The 16747-nt window shown below is 74.3% G+C and carries 15 protein-coding genes; 14 read left to right on the top strand and 1 reads right to left on the bottom strand.

What is annotated here, in order from left to right; genetic code table 11:
* Positions 1–21 precede the first annotated feature (21 nt).
* The 8 genes from ACYVDO_RS12720 to ACYVDO_RS12755 all read left to right on the top strand — a co-directional run bounded on the left by ACYVDO_RS12720 (position 22) and on the right by ACYVDO_RS12755 (position 10490).
* Entirely contained in the window at positions 22–663 is a 642-nt protein-coding gene (locus ACYVDO_RS12720; RefSeq protein ID WP_460936389.1) for a maleylpyruvate isomerase N-terminal domain-containing protein, read from the top strand.
* Positions 664–786: 123 nt separating this feature from the next.
* Positions 787–2235 carry an ammonium transporter gene (locus tag ACYVDO_RS12725; RefSeq protein WP_460936391.1) on the top strand — a complete coding sequence of 483 codons (1449 nt, stop codon included), beginning with the start codon at positions 787–789 and terminating at the stop codon, positions 2233–2235.
* Positions 2232–2570: a P-II family nitrogen regulator gene (locus ACYVDO_RS12730; RefSeq protein WP_310155342.1), complete on the top strand. Its 339-nt coding sequence runs from the start codon at positions 2232–2234 to the stop codon at positions 2568–2570. Before ACYVDO_RS12725 ends, ACYVDO_RS12730 begins: the two co-directional genes overlap by 4 nt.
* A gap of 239 nt (positions 2571–2809) precedes the next feature.
* Positions 2810–5185, top strand: coding sequence for a [protein-PII] uridylyltransferase (locus ACYVDO_RS12735; protein ID WP_460936393.1), 2376 nt, complete (start codon positions 2810–2812; stop codon positions 5183–5185).
* Positions 5186–5319: 134 nt separating this feature from the next.
* The gene (gene ffh / locus ACYVDO_RS12740) at positions 5320–6924 is read left to right on the top strand and encodes a signal recognition particle protein (RefSeq protein ID WP_460936395.1); all 1605 of its coding nucleotides are present in this window, start codon (positions 5320–5322) and stop codon (positions 6922–6924) included.
* Entirely contained in the window at positions 6921–7751 is an 831-nt protein-coding gene (locus ACYVDO_RS12745) for an alpha/beta fold hydrolase (RefSeq protein ID WP_460936397.1), read from the top strand. Before ffh ends, ACYVDO_RS12745 begins: the two co-directional genes overlap by 4 nt.
* 96 nt (positions 7752–7847) lie before the next feature.
* Positions 7848–9305 carry a wax ester/triacylglycerol synthase domain-containing protein gene (locus ACYVDO_RS12750; protein ID WP_460936399.1) on the top strand — a complete coding sequence of 486 codons (1458 nt, stop codon included), beginning with the start codon at positions 7848–7850 and terminating at the stop codon, positions 9303–9305.
* A 96-nt stretch (positions 9306–9401) separates the two neighbouring features.
* On the top strand, positions 9402–10490 hold the full coding sequence (locus ACYVDO_RS12755) for an amidohydrolase family protein (protein ID WP_460936401.1): 1089 nt from the start codon (positions 9402–9404) through the stop codon (positions 10488–10490).
* 19 nt (positions 10491–10509) lie between these two features.
* On the opposite strand, the gene ACYVDO_RS12760 is transcribed toward ACYVDO_RS12755, so the two are convergent.
* Positions 10510–11433, bottom strand: a complete 924-nt coding sequence (locus tag ACYVDO_RS12760) for a sulfite exporter TauE/SafE family protein (RefSeq protein ID WP_460936403.1) — start codon at positions 11431–11433, stop codon at positions 10510–10512.
* Positions 11434–11637: 204 nt separating this feature from the next.
* On the opposite strand from ACYVDO_RS12760, the gene ACYVDO_RS12765 reads away from it, so the two are divergent.
* The 6 genes from ACYVDO_RS12765 (at position 11638) to trmD (ending at position 16573) form a co-directional block, all read left to right on the top strand.
* Complete coding sequence (locus ACYVDO_RS12765) at positions 11638–12111, top strand: RrF2 family transcriptional regulator (protein ID WP_460936406.1); 474 nt, start codon at positions 11638–11640, stop codon at positions 12109–12111.
* A gap of 59 nt (positions 12112–12170) precedes the next feature.
* Positions 12171–13718, top strand: a complete 1548-nt coding sequence (locus ACYVDO_RS12770; protein ID WP_460936430.1) for an SDR family NAD(P)-dependent oxidoreductase — start codon at positions 12171–12173, stop codon at positions 13716–13718.
* 172 nt (positions 13719–13890) lie between these two features.
* Positions 13891–14403, top strand: coding sequence for a 30S ribosomal protein S16 (gene rpsP, locus ACYVDO_RS12775; RefSeq protein WP_460936408.1), 513 nt, complete (start codon positions 13891–13893; stop codon positions 14401–14403).
* 2 nt (positions 14404–14405) lie between these two features.
* Entirely contained in the window at positions 14406–14648 is a 243-nt protein-coding gene (locus tag ACYVDO_RS12780) for an RNA-binding protein (protein ID WP_460936410.1), read from the top strand.
* A gap of 150 nt (positions 14649–14798) precedes the next feature.
* On the top strand, positions 14799–15356 hold the full coding sequence (gene rimM, locus ACYVDO_RS12785) for a ribosome maturation factor RimM (RefSeq protein WP_460936412.1): 558 nt from the start codon (positions 14799–14801) through the stop codon (positions 15354–15356).
* Positions 15357–15367: 11 nt separating this feature from the next.
* A complete protein-coding gene (gene trmD, locus ACYVDO_RS12790) occupies positions 15368–16573 on the top strand; it encodes a tRNA (guanosine(37)-N1)-methyltransferase TrmD (protein WP_460936414.1) in 1206 nt (401 codons plus the stop codon).
* Positions 16574–16747 lie beyond the last annotated feature (174 nt).

The raw sequence follows: 16747 nt of genomic DNA on the forward strand, positions 1-16747 counted from the left end.
CGCCGTGGGTAGGGTCGCGCCATGAGCCTGAGCGAGCACCGCAGCGCGTTCCTCGAGTCCGTCCGCGTGGCGCGTGACCTGGCCGGGTCGCACGCCGTCCGCGAGGCCTGGGGCCGCGAGAGCGCGTGTGCCGGGATGAGCGTGGGCGGCCTGGCGCACCACCTGCTCAACCAGGGCGTCACCGTCGCCCGCGGGCTGTCGGCCGCCTCCAGCGGCGACGTCATCCCGGTGCTCGAGCACTACCGCCGGGCGCCGTGGGTGGCCGCGTCCCGTGCCGGGGCGGTCGACCCCGACCAGAACGCGCGTGACGACGAGGCGGCCGAAGCGGGCCCGGACGCGGTCCTCGCCACGGTCACCGCCCAGACCGACCGGCTGGCCGAGCAGCTCGCCACGCCACGCGACCCCGACACCATCTTCATCCCCTGGCAGGGGTGGTCGCTCACGACCGACGACTTCCTCACGACCCGGATGATGGAGATGCTCGTCCACGCCGATGACCTCGCGGCGAGCGTCGGGCTCGAGACGCCGCGGTTCCCCGAGGGCGCGGTGGTGCCGGTCGTGGGCCTGCTCGCGGCGGTCGCGGCCGACCGGCACGGCGCCACCGCGGTGGTGCGCGCGCTGAGCCGCCCGCAGCGGTCGGAGGGACCGGTCTCGGCGTTCTGACCAGCTCGTGACCCGTGGCACACCAGCCGCGAAACGTACTTCTTACGCCGGTGACCACTCGCTAACACAGCCGTAACAAAGTCCGGCACGACACGAAACCGCGGGCGTTCACAGTTTCCTGCCATGAGCGCAATCACCTTCGTGGCGGCCGACACGCCGTTCACCGACAGCGGGAACACCGCGTGGGTCCTCGCCGCGGCGGCCCTCGTGCTGTTCATGACTCCCGGCCTCGCTCTCTTCTACGGAGGCATGGTCCGGACCAAGAGCGTCCTCAACATGATGATGATGAGCTTCATCTCGATGGGGACGGTCGGCACGGTCTGGATCCTGTGGGGCTACAGCGAGACGTTCGGGCCGGACGCGGGCGGGGGGCTCATCGGCAACCCGTTCACCCACTTCGGCCTCAAGGGCGTCCTCGACCAGGTCTACGGCTTCGTCCCGGCCGATGCCGCCAAGGGCGTCGCTGCCGCGGGCGGCATCCCGGCCCCGGCCTTCGTCGCCTTCCAGGTGGTGTTCGCGATCATCGCGGTCGCCCTGGTCTCCGGCGCGATCGCCGACCGGGCCAAGTTCACCGCCTGGACCGTCTTCACCGTCGTCTGGGCGACGCTGGTCTACTTCCCGGCCGCGCACTGGGTCTTCGCCTTCAACGGGTACGCCGCCCAGACCGGCGGCTGGATCGCCAACAAGGCCGACGGCCTGCTCTTCGGCGGGGCCGGAGCGTACGACTTCGCCGGCGGCACGGCGATCCACATCAACGCCGGCGCGGCGGGCCTGGCGCTCGCGATCGTGCTCGGCAAGCGGATCGGCTTCGCCAAGGACCCGATGCGCCCGCACAACCTCACCCTCGTCATGATCGGCGCCGGCATCCTGTGGTTCGGGTGGTTCGGCTTCAACGCGGGCTCGGCCCTCGGGGCCGGAACGCAGGCCGCCGGCGTCTGGGTCAACACCCTCGCCGCCACGTGCACGGCCATGCTCGGCTGGCTGGTCACGGAGAAGCTCCGCGACGGCCACGCCACCTCCCTGGGTGCCGCGTCCGGCGTGGTCGCGGGCCTGGTCGCCATCACCCCGGCCTGTGCGACGGTCTCGCCGGTCGGTGCGCTGGTCGTCGGTCTCGTCGCCGGTGTCGGCTGTGCCCTCGCGGTCGGCCTGAAGTTCAGGTTCGGGTTCGACGACAGCCTCGACGTCGTCGGCGTCCACCTCGTCGGTGGCCTCATCGGAACCCTGCTGATCGGCCTCCTCGCCACCAAGGGCAGCCCGACCGGTGCTGCCGGCCTCGCCGTCAACGAGGGCCTGTTCTACGGCGGCGGGCTCTCCCAGCTGTGGGCGCAGTTCCTCGGCGCCGCGACGGTGCTGGTGTTCTCCTTCGTGGTCACCTACGTCATCGGCCTGGCCATCCACAGGACCATGGGCTTCCGGGTCGACGAGGCCGACGAGGTCTCCGGTGTCGACCTGGCCCAGCACGCCGAGTCGGCCTACGACATCACGGGGCACTCCGGTGGCAGGTTCGGGAGCGGGGCGACCACCGCCTCCCAGCCGGCCACGTCCAAGACCCACGAGGGGGCATCCGCATGAAGCTCGTCACCGCCATCATCAAGCCGCACCAGCTCGACGAGGTGAAGGAGGCCCTGGAGGCCTACGGCATCTCGGGCATGACCGTCAGCGAGGCCTCCGGCTACGGCCGCCAGCGCGGGCACAGCGAGGTCTACCGCGGCGCCGAGTACACCGTCGACTTCGTGCCGAAGGTGCGGGTCGAGGTCCTGGTGGACGACATGGACGCGGCCTCGGTCGCCGACGTGGTCCTCAAGGCCGCCCAGACCGGCCGGATCGGCGACGGCAAGATCTGGACGGTCCCGGTCGACGACGTCATCCGGGTCCGCACCGGCGAGCGGGGCCCCGACGCCCTGTAGGACGCCACGAGCAGGGGGAGGTGTCCGGAGCCCAGGGGGGACCCGGACACCTCCCCGTGTCGGCGGCCGGACCTCGGCGGACCGTCCGGGCTGCCTGCCGCACCGCACCCGGCCGCCGCACCGCACCCGGCCGGGCCGCACCGCACTCGACCCCCGGCACCACACCCGGCCACAGCACCTCACACGGCCGTAACACCAGCGCAGGCGGACCGAAACGTCCGGAGGGCACCGTAGGGAGCATGAGCGTGGAGCAGATCGACCTGGCGGCCCGCCGCCTCGACCTAGCGGGGGCCCGGGGGTTCGACGCGCCGGGCGCCGGCGCCGCCCGGCGCGAGGCGATCACCACCATGACCCGCGACTGGCTGGCGCAGGTGTGGGCCCGGGCGCTCGACGGGGCTCCCACGGAGGGCGTGGCCCTGGCCGCGGTGGGCAGCCTCGCCCGCGGGGACGCCGGCCCGCTGAGCGACCTCGACCTCGTCCTCCTGCACTCCGGCCGGTCCTTGGGCGGGGAGGACCTCCGGGCCCTCGCCGACCGGGTCTGGTACCCGGTGTGGGACGCCGGGGTGAAGCTCGACCACTCCGTGCGCACCGTCGGCCAGTGCCGCACGGTCGCCTCCGGTGACCTGACCGCTGCCGTCGGGCTGCTCGACCTGACCTGTGTCGCCGGTGACTCGGAGGTGGTGGCGGCCGCGCGGTCCACGGTCGCCCACGACTGGCGGGCCAACGCCCGGCGCCGCCTGCCCCAGCTCGTAGACGCCCTGCGTGCCAGGCACGCCCGCCACGGCGACCTCGCCCAGAGCATCGAGCCCGACCTCAAGGAGGCCCACGGGGGGCTGCGCGACCTGACCGTGCTCGGCGCCCTCGTCGCGGCCTGGCTGACGGACCGCCCCCACGAGGGGGTCGACGAGGCGCACCGGGTGCTGCTCGACGTGCGCGACGCCGTCCACGTGGTCACCGGCCGGGGTCGTGACCGGCTCGGGCGGGAGGAGCACGACGCCGTCGCCGCCCTGCTCGGCCACGCCGATGCCGACGACCTGCTCACGGCGGTCGCGACGGCCGGCCGCACCGTGGCATACGCCCTGGACGGCACGGTGCGGCGGGCCGGCCAGTCGCAGCGTGCCCGCACCCTGAGGGTCGGGCCGCGGCGACCGCAGCTCAACCCGCTGGGCTTCGGGATGTTCGAGCACGACGGCGAGGTGGTGCTCGGGCCGCGCAGCTCGCTGTCGACCGACCCGCTCCTGCCGCTGCGCGCGGCCGTCGTCGCGGCGCGGCACCACCTGCCCATCGCCCCCACCACGCTCGGCAACCTCGCGGGCCAGGCGCCGACGCTGCCCGAGCCGTGGCCGGAGATCGCCCGCGACCTGTTCGCCGACCTGCTCGCGACGGGGCCGGGCCTGGTCGCGGTCTGGGAGGGGCTCGACCAGGCGGGCATCGTCGAGCGCTGGATCCCCGAGTGGGCGGCGGTCCGCTCCCGTCCGCAGCGCAACGCCGTCCACCGCCACACCGTGGACCGCCACCTCGTGGAGACGGTCGTCATCGCGGGCGGGCTCGTCCGGCAGGTGGGGCGGGCCGACCTGCTGCTGCTCGCCGCCCTGCTCCACGACATCGGCAAGCTGCCGGGCGCGCACGACCACGCCGCCACCGGGGCGCCGATCGCGCGGGCGGTCGCGACGCGCCTGGGCCACCCGGCTGCGGACGTCGAGGTCGTCGAGACGCTCGTGCGCGAGCACCTCACGCTCATCGACCTCGCGACGCGACGGGACCACCAGGACCCGGGCACCGTGACCGCCGCCCGGGCCGCCATCGGCGGGTCCCGTGAGGTGTTCGACCTGCTCCTGGCGCTCACCGAGGCCGACGCCAGCGCCGCCGGCCCGCAGGCGTGGACGGACTGGCGGGCCACCCTGCTGCGCCAGCTCGCGCAGGCCGCCCGCAGCGGCTGGGAGGAGGGCAGCGCGCCGCCACCGGCCCAGCCCGTGACCGTGGACGCGTCGGACCTGGAGGCGGTGGCGGCGGGGGAGCCGCGCGTCGTGGTGCGGGCCCAGGGCGGCTCCTACCGGATCGACGTCTTCGACCGCGACCGGCTGGGCCTGTTCGCCGACACCGCAGGGCTGCTGGCGGCCCACGGACTGGTGGTGCGCACCGCGATCCTGCGCACGGTCGACGGCGTCGCGGCCAACGAGTGGCACGTCGAGAGCCCCGGCGGCGAGGCCCCGCAGGCGGAGCGGATCGTCCGCGGCCTCGAGCGGTTGGCCACGGGCGACCGCGCCCCGCTCGGCCTGCTCGAGCGGCGCCGCCAGTTCGCGGCGCGCCCGAGCGGCGAGTCGGGGTCGGGCTCGCCGGGGCAGGCGCGGGCGCTCGTCGTCCCGCACGCCTCGCAGGACGCGACGGTGATCGAGGTGCGGGCCCAGGACCGTCCCGGCCTGCTGCACGACCTCGGCATCGGTTTCGCCAAGGCGGGGCTGTCCGTGCGCTCGGCCCACATCGCGACGCATGCCGGCCAGACCCTGGACACCTTCTACGTCGCCGAGTTCGGGGGCCGACTGCTGTCGCCCGCCGCCGTGGCCCGCACGGTGGCGATGGTCATCGACACCTGCGACGGCACCGCCCCCGCATGACGCGGCACACCGGCATACCCGGGACACGCCCGGCGCTCCCGGGTCTTTGAGCGATCGCGGCGGTCCTGACCGCCGCGATCGCTCAAAGACCCGGTTGGTCTGCCGGTTGCCGCCGCTCGATTAGTCTGGGGCGCGTGTTCACCAGCCTGTCCGACCGCCTGACCGCCACCTTCAAGAACCTCCGCGGGAAGGGGCGGCTCTCCGAGTCCGACGTCAACAGCACGGTCCGTGACATCCGGCTCGCGCTGCTCGACGCCGACGTCTCGCTGCCGGTGGTCAAGCAGTTCACGCACGCCGTCCGTGAGCGCGCTCTGGGCGCCGAGGTCTCCGCCGCCCTCAACCCGGGGCAGCAGGTCGTCAAGATCGTCAACGAGGAGCTCGTCGGCATCCTCGGCGGGCAGACGCGGACCGTCCGGTTCGCCAAGAACCCCCCGACCGTGATCATGCTCGCCGGCCTCCAGGGCGCGGGCAAGACCACGCTGGCCGGCAAGCTGGCGTACTGGCTCAAGGAGCAGGGCCACACCCCGATCCTCGTCGCCGCCGACCTCCAGCGGCCCAACGCCGTGACCCAGCTCGAGGTCGTCGGCCAGCGCGCCGGCGTCCCCGTCTACGCGCCGGAGCGCGGCAACGTCGGCGGCCACGACGCGGTCGGCCCGACCGGCGAGGGCACCCGCAGCTTCGGCGACCCGGTCGCGGTGTCGCGCGCCGGCATCGAGCAGGCGAAGCGGGCCCAGCACGACGTCGTCATCGTCGACACCGCCGGTCGTCTCGCCGTCGACGCCGACCTGATGCAGCAGGCGGCCGACATCCGCGCCGCGATCGAGCCCGACGAGGTCCTGTTCGTCATCGACGCGATGATCGGCCAGGCGGCGGTCGAGACGGCGCTGGCCTTCCAGGACGGCGTCGACTTCACCGGCGTTGTGCTCTCCAAGCTCGACGGCGACGCCCGCGGTGGTGCGGCCCTCTCGGTGGCCAGCGTCACCGGGCGCCCGATCATGTTCGCCTCCACCGGCGAGCAGGTGAAGGACTTCGAGGTCTTCCACCCCGACCGCATGGCCTCGCGCATCCTCGACATGGGCGACGTGCTGACCCTCATCGAGCAGGCGGAGCGGGCGTTCGACCGCAGCCAGGCCGAGGAGATGCAGCGCAAGTTCCTCGCCGAGGAGGACTTTACCTTCGACGACTTCCTGTCGCAGATGGCTGCGCTGAAGAAGATGGGTGGCCTGAAGTCGATGCTCGGCATGATGCCGGGCATGGGCCAGATGAAGGCCCAGCTCGACAACCTCGACCCCAAGGAGTTCGACCGGGTCGAGGCGATGGTGCGGTCGATGACGCCGTTCGAGCGCACGCACTCCAAGCAGATCAACGGCTCGCGCCGCGCCCGCATCGCCAAGGGCTCGGGCGTCGAGGTGTCCGAGGTCAACGCGCTGCTCGAGCGGTTCACCGAGGCCCAGAAGATGATGAAGCAGCTCGCCCGCGGCGGCGGCATCCCCGGGATGCCCGGCATGGGCGGCGGACCCGGCAAGCGGGGCAAGCAGCAGCCGCAGCGCAAGAAGTCCAAGTCCGGCAACCCCGCCAAGCGAGCGGCCGAGGAGCGGGCCGCGGCCGAGCGCGCCAACGCCCCGAAGACCGCACCGACCGGCGCCTCCTTCGGCGGCGGCACGGCGGCCGGCAACGGCGCTCCCGACCTCGACCCGGCCAACCTGCCCCAGGGCTTCGAGAAGTTCCTCGGCCGGTGAGCGGCGCGGCCGCGCCGCTGCACACCCTGTCGGTCGGCACCGCCGGCCCCCGGGTGGCGTTCCTGCACGGTCTCTTCGGCCAGGGCCGGAACTGGCAGCAGGTCGCCAAGGCACTGGCCGGCCCGGACGGCACCAGGGCCCGGTGCACCCTCGTCGACCTGCCCGACCACGGCCGCTCGCCGTGGTCGCGGGAGTTCTCCCTCGAGGCGTATGCCGCGGCCGTCGCCGAGACCCTGCGCGCCACCGCGCCGGGGGAGCGCTGGGTCGTCGTGGGGCACTCCCTCGGCGGGAAGACCGCGATGGCGCTCGCCCTGCACCACCCCGACCTCGTCGAGCGGCTCGTCGTCGTCGACATCGCGCCGAAGTCCTACGGCTCGCTCGAGCGCTTCGAGGGCTACATCCGTGAGATGCAGTCGCTCCCACTGGAGGAGCTGACCAGCCGGGCCGACGCCGAGGCACGGTTCAGCGAGCCCGATCCGGGCGTCAAGGCGTTCCTGCTGCAGAACCTGCGGCGGCACGGCGACTCCTGGCGCTGGCAGGCCAACCTCGACCTGGTGGCCGCGGACGCCGACAGCGGCACCCGGTCCCGCATCGCCGGTTGGCCGCTCGCGCCCGGTGACGTCCCGTCCTACGAGGGTCCGGTCCTGTGGATCGCGGGCGCGGACTCGGGGTACGTGAAGCCGGAGGACGCCGTGGCGATGAAGGCGCTGTTCCCGAGGGTGCGGCAGCTGACGGTCAAGGGTGCCTCGCACTGGGTCCACACGGACGCCCCCGAGGTCGTGGTCGAGGCGCTGCGCCGGTTCGTGGCGAAGGTCCCGGCCGCCTGACCCCCGCGCATGACGTTGCTCAGGGCGTGCGTGGGCATCCGGGCGGCAGGACCTTGGGCCGGGCCGAGACGGCCGGCCGGCCCGTAGCGTCGGGACGTGGGCACCACGCGGATCAGTGCCGACGACGCCATGCAGCTGGCTGCCGACCGACGGGCCCGTGTGCCGATGCAGCTCGGTGCCCTGCTGCGCCTCGACCCGCCCGGCGCGGGCGGACCCTCCGCCCGGGAGGTGGCGGCGACGGTGGGCCGGCGCCTGGCGGTGGTGGCCGAGCTGGGTCGCAGGCTGGAGCGGCCGCCGTGGGGTGTCGGGCGCCCGTGCTGGGTCGAGGACGGTCGCACCCCACCGGTGCGGGTCGTCCGGCTGGACACCTCCGAGCCGGCCGGGGCCCCGTCCGGCGCCCGACCCGAAGGCGACGTGCTCGAGCGCCGGTTGCTGGACCACTTCGCCCGGCTGGTGACGACGAGGCTGCCCTCGGACCGGCCCCTGTGGCGGGCCGAGGTCGTGGCCGACCACGCCGGACGCCCGGTCGGGGTCGTCGTCGTCGCGCACCACGTCGTGACGGACGGCATGGGTGGGCTCGCCCTGCTCGAGGTCCTCGCCGAGCCGGCCGGCGGCAGCGAGCCGGCTGCGGCCGGCGCCCTCGCCAAGGGAGAGCCGCGGGTGGGCGGCGCGCCCTCGCCCGGCGAGCCGGCGGCCGCACCACGGCGGGGGCAGGAGCCCGGTCGCCCCGGACGGGGGGCGCGGGCCCGCCGGCTGGCGTGGGCGGCGAGGGAGCTGGGCCTGCGCCGGGTGCGGCTGGCCGACCCCTGCTCGGTGCTGCAGCCGACCGGGCCCCACCGCACGGTCGACGTCGTCGACGTCGAGCTCGCCCGCGTCGTCGCCGCGGCCCGGCGCCTGGACGCCACCGTCAACGACGTCGTGCTCGCCGCGGTCAGTGGCGCCCTGGTCCGGCTGCTGGGGCACCGTCACGAGAGCGTGCGGGCGCTGACCGTGTCGGTCCCCGTGAGCGCACGCCCGGCCGGGGCGAGGCTGGGCAACGCCGTGGGGGTCCTGCCCGTCCGCGTCCCGGCGACGACCGATGCCGGCGTGCGACTCGCAGCCGTCCGGGCGGCCAGGGGCCGCCTGGCGCACGGGCGCCGCGGCTCCTCCTCCGCCCTGCTGGGACCCGTCTTCCGCCTCCTCGCCACCCTGGGTGCGGTGCAGTGGCTCCTCGACCACCAGCGGCTCGTGCACGCCTTCGAGACGAACGTCCGGGGTCCTGCCCGGCACCTCGCCGTGGCAGGGGTGCCGGTACGGCGGATCGTGCCCCTGGCCGTGAACGCGGGCAACACGACGGTGTCCTTCGACGTGCTGTCGACCGGTGGCCGGCTGGTCGTCGGCGTGGTCACCGACCCTGACCGGGTGCCCGACCGGGACGTCCTCGTCGCCGCCGTCAGGTCGGAGCTGGACGGACTCCTCCGCGAGGAGGTGCTCCCACGGGGGGACGACGCGGCCCGGGGCGCCGGAGCGAGCGCCACCGGCGCCACCGCGCGGGGGAGCGGCGGCACGGGGTGAGGGGAGCGGCGCCACCGCGCGGGGGAGCGGCGGCACGGGGTGAGGGGAGCGGCGGCACGGGGTGAGGGTGCGTGCACGGGTCGCTAGGGTCGGCCCATGAGCGCACCGGTGCTGCACCTGCAGGGGGAGATCCTCGTCGGGCCGCAGGAGGTGCGGCCCGAGGCCTGGGTGGTCGGGGGCCGGTTGACGTTCGACCGGCCGACCGCCGCCGGGGCGGACGTCGAGACGCTGCGCGGCTGGGTGCTGCCGGGTCTGGTCGACGCCCACTGCCACGTCGGGCTGGACGCCCACGGCGCCGTCGACGACGCCACGTCCGAGGCGCAGGCGGTCGCCGACCGAGAGGCCGGGACCCTGCTGATCCGCGACGCCGGCTCCCCGGCCGACACCCGCTGGATCGACGAGCGGCCCGACCTGCCCAAGGTGATCCGCGCCGGGCGGCACATCGCCCGTACCCGCCGGTACATCCGCAACTACGCCTGGGAGGTCGAGCCGGACGAGCTCGTCCACCGGGTGCGGCTGGAGGCCAAGGCGGGCGACGGCTGGGTCAAGCTCGTCGGCGACTGGATCGACCGCGACGCCGGCGACCTCACGCCGTGCTGGCCGGTGGACGTCCTCACTGACGCGATCGCGGCCGCCCACGAGGAGGGCGCCCGGGTGACCGCCCACTGCTTCGGGGAGGCGTCGCTCTACGACTTCGCCGCTGCAGGGACCGACTGCATCGAGCACGCCACCGGCCTCGAGGACGAGACGATCGCCCAGTTCGCCGAGCAGGGGATCGCGATCGTGCCGACGCTGGTCAACATCGCGACCTTCCCGCAGATCGCCGAGCCGGCCCGGGAGAAGTTCCCCGAGTACCACCGCCGGATGATCGCCCTGCACGACCGGCGGTACGCGACGATCGGCGCCGCGCGCGACGCCGGCATCCCGGTGTACGTCGGCACCGACGCGGGCGGGTCGCTGCGCCACGGCCTGGTCGCCGAGGAGGCGGCCGAGCTGACCAGGGCGGGCTTCAGCCCCGGGGAGGCCCTGTGGTCCGCCGCCTGGGGCGCCCGTGAGTGGCTCGGGCGCCCGGGGCTGGAGGAGGGGGCCGACGCCGACCTCGTCGTCTACGGCGCCGACCCGCGGTCCGAGATCGGGGCCCTGGCCGCGCCCCAGCACATCGTCCTGCGCGGCGTCACCGTCTGACGCGCCCGCGCCCGGAGGGTCAGGCCGGGTCCGCGGCCAGCTCGCGCCCGGAGGTGCCGACCCGCTCGGCCGTGAGGTCGCGCTGGGCCCGGTGCTCCTTCACCGACCACGCGACGGCGGCGGCCCACACGGCGTACACCACGGCATACACGACCCAGCGGGTGGTGGACGAGGCGTCGACCCAGTCCGACCTCAGCAGCGTCCGGGCGTTGGTCGCGACGATGATCCCGCCGACGGCGGAGCCGAGGACGCGGGGCGGGAGGTGGCGGACCAGCCACGCGGCGACCGGCGCCGCCACGAGGCCACCCGCGAGCAGCGCCAGCACCCAGCCGGGGCTGATCCCCTGCGAGCCGAGCGCCAGCAGGAAGCCGAGGCTGGCCGCGACCGACACGAGGAACTCGCTGGTGTCGATGGAGCCGATGACCTTGCGGGGCTCGAGGCGTCCGCTGGCGAGGATGGCCGGCGTGCCGACCGGGCCCCAGCCGCCCCCACCCGTGGCGTCGACGAACCCGGCGAAGAGCCCGAGGGGAGCCAGGAACCGCTTGCGCAGCGGGTGGCCCAGGCGGTCGGTGCGCAGGCCGCGCACGGTGAACCGGACGAGCACGTAGAGGCCCAGCGACAGCAGGACGAGGGACATCAGCGGTGCCGCGAGCGAGGTGTCGAGGCTGGCCAGGAACGTCGCGCCGGCGAACGCCCCCACCGCCCCCGGGATGCCGATCTTCGCCACCACGCCCCAGTCGACGTTCCCGAACCGCCAGTGCGAGGCGCCGGACGCGAGGGTCGTGCCGATCTCGGCCAGGTGGACGGTCGCGGAGGCGGCCGCCGGGTTCGTGCCGATGGCGAGCAGCAGCGTGGTCGAGGTGACGCCGTAGGCCATGCCCAGGCTCCCGTCGACGAGCTGGGCGCCGAGGCCGACGAGGGCGAGGAGGACGAGCTTGCGCATGGTTCGGGTCCTGTCGAGGGAGCGGGATATCCGGTCTGTCGAGTAGGAGTTTTGGTGCGGCCTGCGTTATGGGTCAAGTAACGCTGCGTTATGTCTTGCATGCTGGTATGCCGTGCTGCCGGGCCGCACTGCCGGGCCGGGCGGCGACGACGGCGTCGGCCGCGGGGCCGACCGTGGTCGGGAGCGGGCGCGCGGTGCGCGACAATGGGGCCCGTGGACATCTCGGCGCGGACGGAGTACGCGGTGCGCGCGATGCTCATCCTCGCCGAGGCCGCGACCACCGCCTCGGGTCCGGTGAGCGTCGACACCCTGGCCTACCGCCAGACGCTGCCGCGCAAGTTCCTCGAGGCGATCGTGGCCGACCTGCGCTCGGCCGGTCTGGTCCGCAGCACGCGGGGGGCCCGCGGCGGCTACTCGCTGACCGCCGAGCCACGGGACATCTGCCTGGGTGACGTCTTCCGGGCCGTCGACGGACCGCTCGCCGAGGTGCGGGGGCTGCGCCCGGACGAGACGGCGTACGACGGCGTCGCGGAGCACCTGCCGACCGTGTGGGTCGCGGTGCGGGCCAGCCTGCGGACGGTGCTCGACGAGACGTCGCTGGCGGACGTGCTGTCCGGCGACCTGCCCGCGCACGTGCAGGCGCTCGCGGCCGACCCCGAGGCGTGGCTGAGCCGGTGACCACCCCCACCCACGAGCGGCCGACCCCGGCCGCCGACGACGGCGCGGCTGCCTCCGGCGTGCCGGCTGCCTCCGGCGCGGCGGCTGCCTCCGGCGCTGCGGCTGCCTCCGGCGCTGCCCGCCTCGACCCCGACGAGCTCGCCGCCGCCCTGCGGGTGCTGGCGCAGCTGCCGTCCCTCGACGCCGACGACCCCGACCTCCAGACGGTCAAGCGCGCGACCGGGCGCATGTACAAGCAGGTCCGCAAGGCCCGCCGCCGCGAGGCCAGGCAGCCCCAGGTCGACCACGACGAGGCACTCCTCGCCCGGACGGCGACCGGGTCGCCGATGCGGATCGACGACGAGACCAAGGGCATCCTGCTCACCGTCCCGCCCGTGGGCACCACGGTGGGCGAGCTGATGAAGGCGCGCGGCTGCTACGTCTGCAAGGCCGACTACACGACGGTCGACGCGTTCTACCACTGGCTGTGCCCGCCCTGCGCCGCCAAGAGCCACGCCAAGCGCAACCAGCGCGCGGACCTCACCGGCAAGCGCGCGCTGCTCACCGGCGGCCGCGCCAAGATCGGCATGTACATCGCGCTGATGTTGCTGCGCGACGGCGCCCACCTCACGATCACCACGCGCTTCCCAGGCGACGCGGCGAGGCGCTTTGCGGCCCAGGAGGACTCGGCCGACTGGATCGACCGGCTCAAGGTCGTCGGCATCGACCTGCGCGACCCCACCCAGGTCGTCGCGCTCGCCGACGAGGTCGCCTCCGACGGGCCGCTGGACATCCTCGTCAACAACGCGGCCCAGACGGTCCGGCGCAGCCCCGGTGCGTACTCCCACCTCGTCGAGAACGAGGAGGCGCCGCTGCCGCGCGGCACCCGGCTGCCCGAGATCGTGACCTTCGACCGGGTCAGCGAGGCCCACCCCGCCAACCTGCTCAGGACCCTCGGCCACCACCAGGTGGCCCACCACGAGGGTGAGTCGGCCGAGCACGCCGCCCAGGAGCTCGCCGCCCGCACCGCCGCGCAGATGACCTCGATGTCGCTCACCGCCGGCTCCGCGAGCCTGGAGGCCCACCTCGCCGGCACGGCGGTCGACGCGGGCGGCCTGCTCCCCGACACCCAGCGCACCAACTCGTGGACCCACACCGTCGACGAGGTCGACCCGCTCGAGCTGCTCGAGGTCCAGCTGTGCAACGCCACGGCGCCGTTCCTCCTCGTGTCCCGGCTGCGGCCGGCGATGCGGGCAGCCGTGCAGGCAGGGGCGCGGCGGGCTTACGTCGTGAACGTCTCGGCGATGGAGGGCCAGTTCTCGCGCCGCTACAAGGGCGCGGGCCACCCGCACACCAACATGGCGAAGGCGGCGCTCAACATGCTCACCCGCACCAGCGCGGGCGAGATGTTCGAGACCGACCGCATCCTCATGACCGCCGTCGACACGGGCTGGATCACCGACGAGCGCCCCCACCACGAGAAGCTGCGGATCGCCGCCGAGGGCTGGCACGCCCCGCTCGACCTCGTCGACGGCGCCGCGCGGGTGTACGACCCCATCGTGCGCGGCGAGGCGGGGGAGGACCTGTACGGCTGCTTCGTCAAGGACTACGAGCCCAGTCCCTGGTGACCGGCCGCGTGGTCCGGAGCACCCCCTGCGGTCTGGCAGAATGGGCGGCTGTACCCGTGCGGGTCGGGCCCTCTACCCCGGACCGCACGCCTACCCCGAGCCCCGGCTCCCCGTGTGTTCCCCACCCGGTCTCGCCGTGCTCACCAACCCAGGAAGTGAGAGGTCCACACCCGTGGCCGTCAAGATTCGTCTCAAGCGGATGGGCAAGATCCGCGCCCCGTTCTACCGTGTCGTCGTCATGGACTCGCGCACCAAGCGCGACGGTCGGGCGATCGAGGAGATCGGCAAGTACCACCCGACCGAGGAGCCCTCGGTCATCGACATCGACATGGAGCGGGCCGACTACTGGCTGAGCCAGGGCGCCCAGCCCACCGAGGCCGTCGCCGCCCTCCTCAAGCTCACGAAGGAGGGCAACGTCCGGACCAAGCCGGCGAAGCCCTCGAAGAAGGAGCTGTACGAGGCCGCCATCGCCGCTGCCGGCAAGTCCTCCGACGACGCCTCCGGGGCCACCACCCCGAAGAAGCGCGCCGCTGCGAAGAAGACCGAGGAGCCGAAGACCGAGGAGCCGAAGACCGAGGAGCCGAAGGCCGAGGAGCCGAAGGCCGAGGAGGTCGCTCCGGCTGCCGACACCGACTCCGGTGCCGCTGCCGCGGAGAGCACCGACGCCGACGCGGACAAGGCCTGACCGTGCTGGAGGAGGCGCTCGAGCACCTCGTCAAGGGGATCGTGGACCACAAGGACGACGTCGTCGTCCGGCGCAAGGAGCTGCGTCGTGGTGAGATCCTCGAGGTGCGCGTGCACCCCGACGACCTCGGTCGCGTCATCGGCCGGTCCGGCCGCACCGCCAGCGCGCTGCGCACGGTCGTCGGTGCCCTGGCCGGTGGCCGCGGCGTCCGGATCGACATCGTCGACACCGACCGCGTGCGCTGAGCCGGTCCACCACCACGGCGAGGGCCGCCGGGAGCATGCTCCCGGCGGCCCTCGACGTCGTGTGGCGGCTGCTGCGGCACTGATGCGCTGGGCGCATCACCGACCCAGCACCACGTCCACCCCTGACGTCCCCCTGAGAGGATCGCCCCCATGGCCCTCCCGCCCGACGCCCTGCTCGTCGCCCGCATCGGCAAGCCGCACGGCCTGCACGGCGAGTCGACCGTGCAGCTGCACACCGACGACCCCGAGCGACGGTTCGTCGAGGGGACCGCGTTCCTCACCGAGGCCGCGCCCGGCACGGGCGTCCCGCGCCGGCTCACCCTGCGCAGCCACCGCGTCCACCGTGGCATCTGGCTGCTCGGGTTCGAGGAGATCCCGGACCGGACCGGGGCCGAGTCGCTGCGGGGCACCCGCCTCTACCTGGCCGCCGAGGACCTCGCCGAGGAGCCGGTCGCCGGTGACGAGGAGCAGGACGCCTGGTACGAGGAGGACCTCGTCGGGCTCGAGGCGGTCGGCACCGACGGCACCGTGCTGGGTCGCGTGAGCGGCCTGGAGACCGGGACCGTGCAGGACCTGCTCGTCGTCGAGCTCGCCGGGGGCGGGGAGGCGCTCGTGCCCTTCGTCGAGGCGATCGTGCCGGAGGTCGACGTCGAGGGCGGCCGGGTCGTCCTCGACCCGCCGCCGGGCCTGCTCGAGCTCAACCGCTGACCGGGCCCCCGATGCGCATCGACGTCGTCACGATCTTCCCCGAGTACCTCGCGCCGCTCGACCTGTCACTCATCGGCAGGGCGCGCCGCGACGGCCTGCTCGACGTGCGCGTGCACGACCTGCGCGGCTTCGCCCACGACCGCCACCGCACCGTCGACGACACCCCGTACGGCGGCGGGGCCGGCATGGTGATGAAGCCGCAGCCGTGGGCCGAGGCGCTGGACGCCGTCGTGCGGTCGGGGGTCGACCGGCCCGACGGTGCGCGACCGCGCCTCGTCGTGCCCGGTCCGGGCGGGACGCCCTTCACGCAGGCGATGGCGCGCGAGCTCGCCCAGGAGCCGTGGCTGGCGTTCGCCTGCGGACGGTACGAGGGCATCGACGAGCGGGTGTACGAGCACGCTGCCGAGGACCTCGGGCTCCGGGTCGACGTCGTCTCCCTCGGCGACTACGTGCTCAACGGGGGAGAGGTGGCGGTGCTGGCCGTCACCGAGGCGGTCGCCCGCCTCCTGCCCGGGGTGATCGGCAACGCCGAGTCGCTCGTCGAGGAGTCGCACGAGGACGGCCTGCTGGAGTACCCCGTCTACACCAAGCCCGCCTCGTGGCAGTCGGCGCAGGGCACCACCCGCGACGTCCCGCCGGTGCTGCTGTCCGGCGACCACCGGGCCATCGCCGACTGGCGGCACCGACAGCGGCTCGCGCGGACGGCCGCTCGCCGCCCCGACCTGCTGCACGCCTCCCAGCCCGTGGGGGCGCTCGCCGACCTCGACCTCGCTGTCGCCACCCCGGCCGACGCCCCGGAGCTGATGGTGCTGACCCGGGCCTGCTGGGTGGGTGAGATCGCGCGCTACGGCATGTTTGGCGCGGGCGAGGAGTCGGTCGAGCAGGTCGCCGACGACCTCACCCGCTGGCAGACATGGGTGTTCCGCGCGGGGGGCCGGCTCGTGGCCTCCGTCCGGGGACGGCGCGCCGCCGACGACCCGACCACCTGGCAGATCGGGAGGCTCATGGTGGCCCCCGACCTGCAGCACCGCGGCCTGGGCCGCGAGCTGCTCGCGTTCGCGGAGGCGCAGGCGCCGGCGGACACGACGGCATACCGGCTCAACACCGGGGCGGGCAGCGACCGCAACCTGCGCATCTACCGCAAGGCGGGGTACCGCGTCCGGCCCGGCGCGGGCGCCTTCCCCGGCACGGTCGACCTCACCAAGCGGCGGAGCTGAGCCCCGGCGGGCTCAGACGGTATGACGTGACGCCCTCGGTGTGAGGGTGGTTGCGGGCCGGGGCCTCGCTGACACATGTTCGTGGGTTACCGGACGAGGAAGTGGCCTTGCCCGGCCTATCCGACAGGTGTGGAGGAGGCCCCGGTGTTCATCGAGCGTACGAGCGTTGGGTTG

This window comes from Phycicoccus ginsengisoli (assembly GCF_054779295.1).

Bases quoted from the DNA above. Each gene is read 5' to 3' on its own strand.
- ACYVDO_RS12720 (WP_460936389.1), top strand. From the start codon at position 22: ATGAGCCTGAGCGAGCACCGCAGCGCGTTCCTCGAGTCCGTCCGCGTG.
- ACYVDO_RS12725 (WP_460936391.1), top strand. From the start codon at position 787: ATGAGCGCAATCACCTTCGTGGCGGCCGACACGCCGTTCACCGACAGC.
- ACYVDO_RS12730 (WP_310155342.1), top strand. From the start codon at position 2,232: ATGAAGCTCGTCACCGCCATCATCAAGCCGCACCAGCTCGACGAGGTG.
- ACYVDO_RS12735 (WP_460936393.1), top strand. From the start codon at position 2,810: ATGAGCGTGGAGCAGATCGACCTGGCGGCCCGCCGCCTCGACCTAGCG.
- ACYVDO_RS12755 (WP_460936401.1), top strand. From the start codon at position 9,402: ATGAGCGCACCGGTGCTGCACCTGCAGGGGGAGATCCTCGTCGGGCCG.
- ACYVDO_RS12760 (WP_460936403.1), bottom strand. From the start codon at position 11,433: ATGCGCAAGCTCGTCCTCCTCGCCCTCGTCGGCCTCGGCGCCCAGCTC.
- ACYVDO_RS12765 (WP_460936406.1), top strand. From the start codon at position 11,638: ATGGGGCCCGTGGACATCTCGGCGCGGACGGAGTACGCGGTGCGCGCG.
- rimM (WP_460936412.1), top strand. From the start codon at position 14,799: ATGGCCCTCCCGCCCGACGCCCTGCTCGTCGCCCGCATCGGCAAGCCG.
- trmD (WP_460936414.1), top strand. From the start codon at position 15,368: ATGCGCATCGACGTCGTCACGATCTTCCCCGAGTACCTCGCGCCGCTC.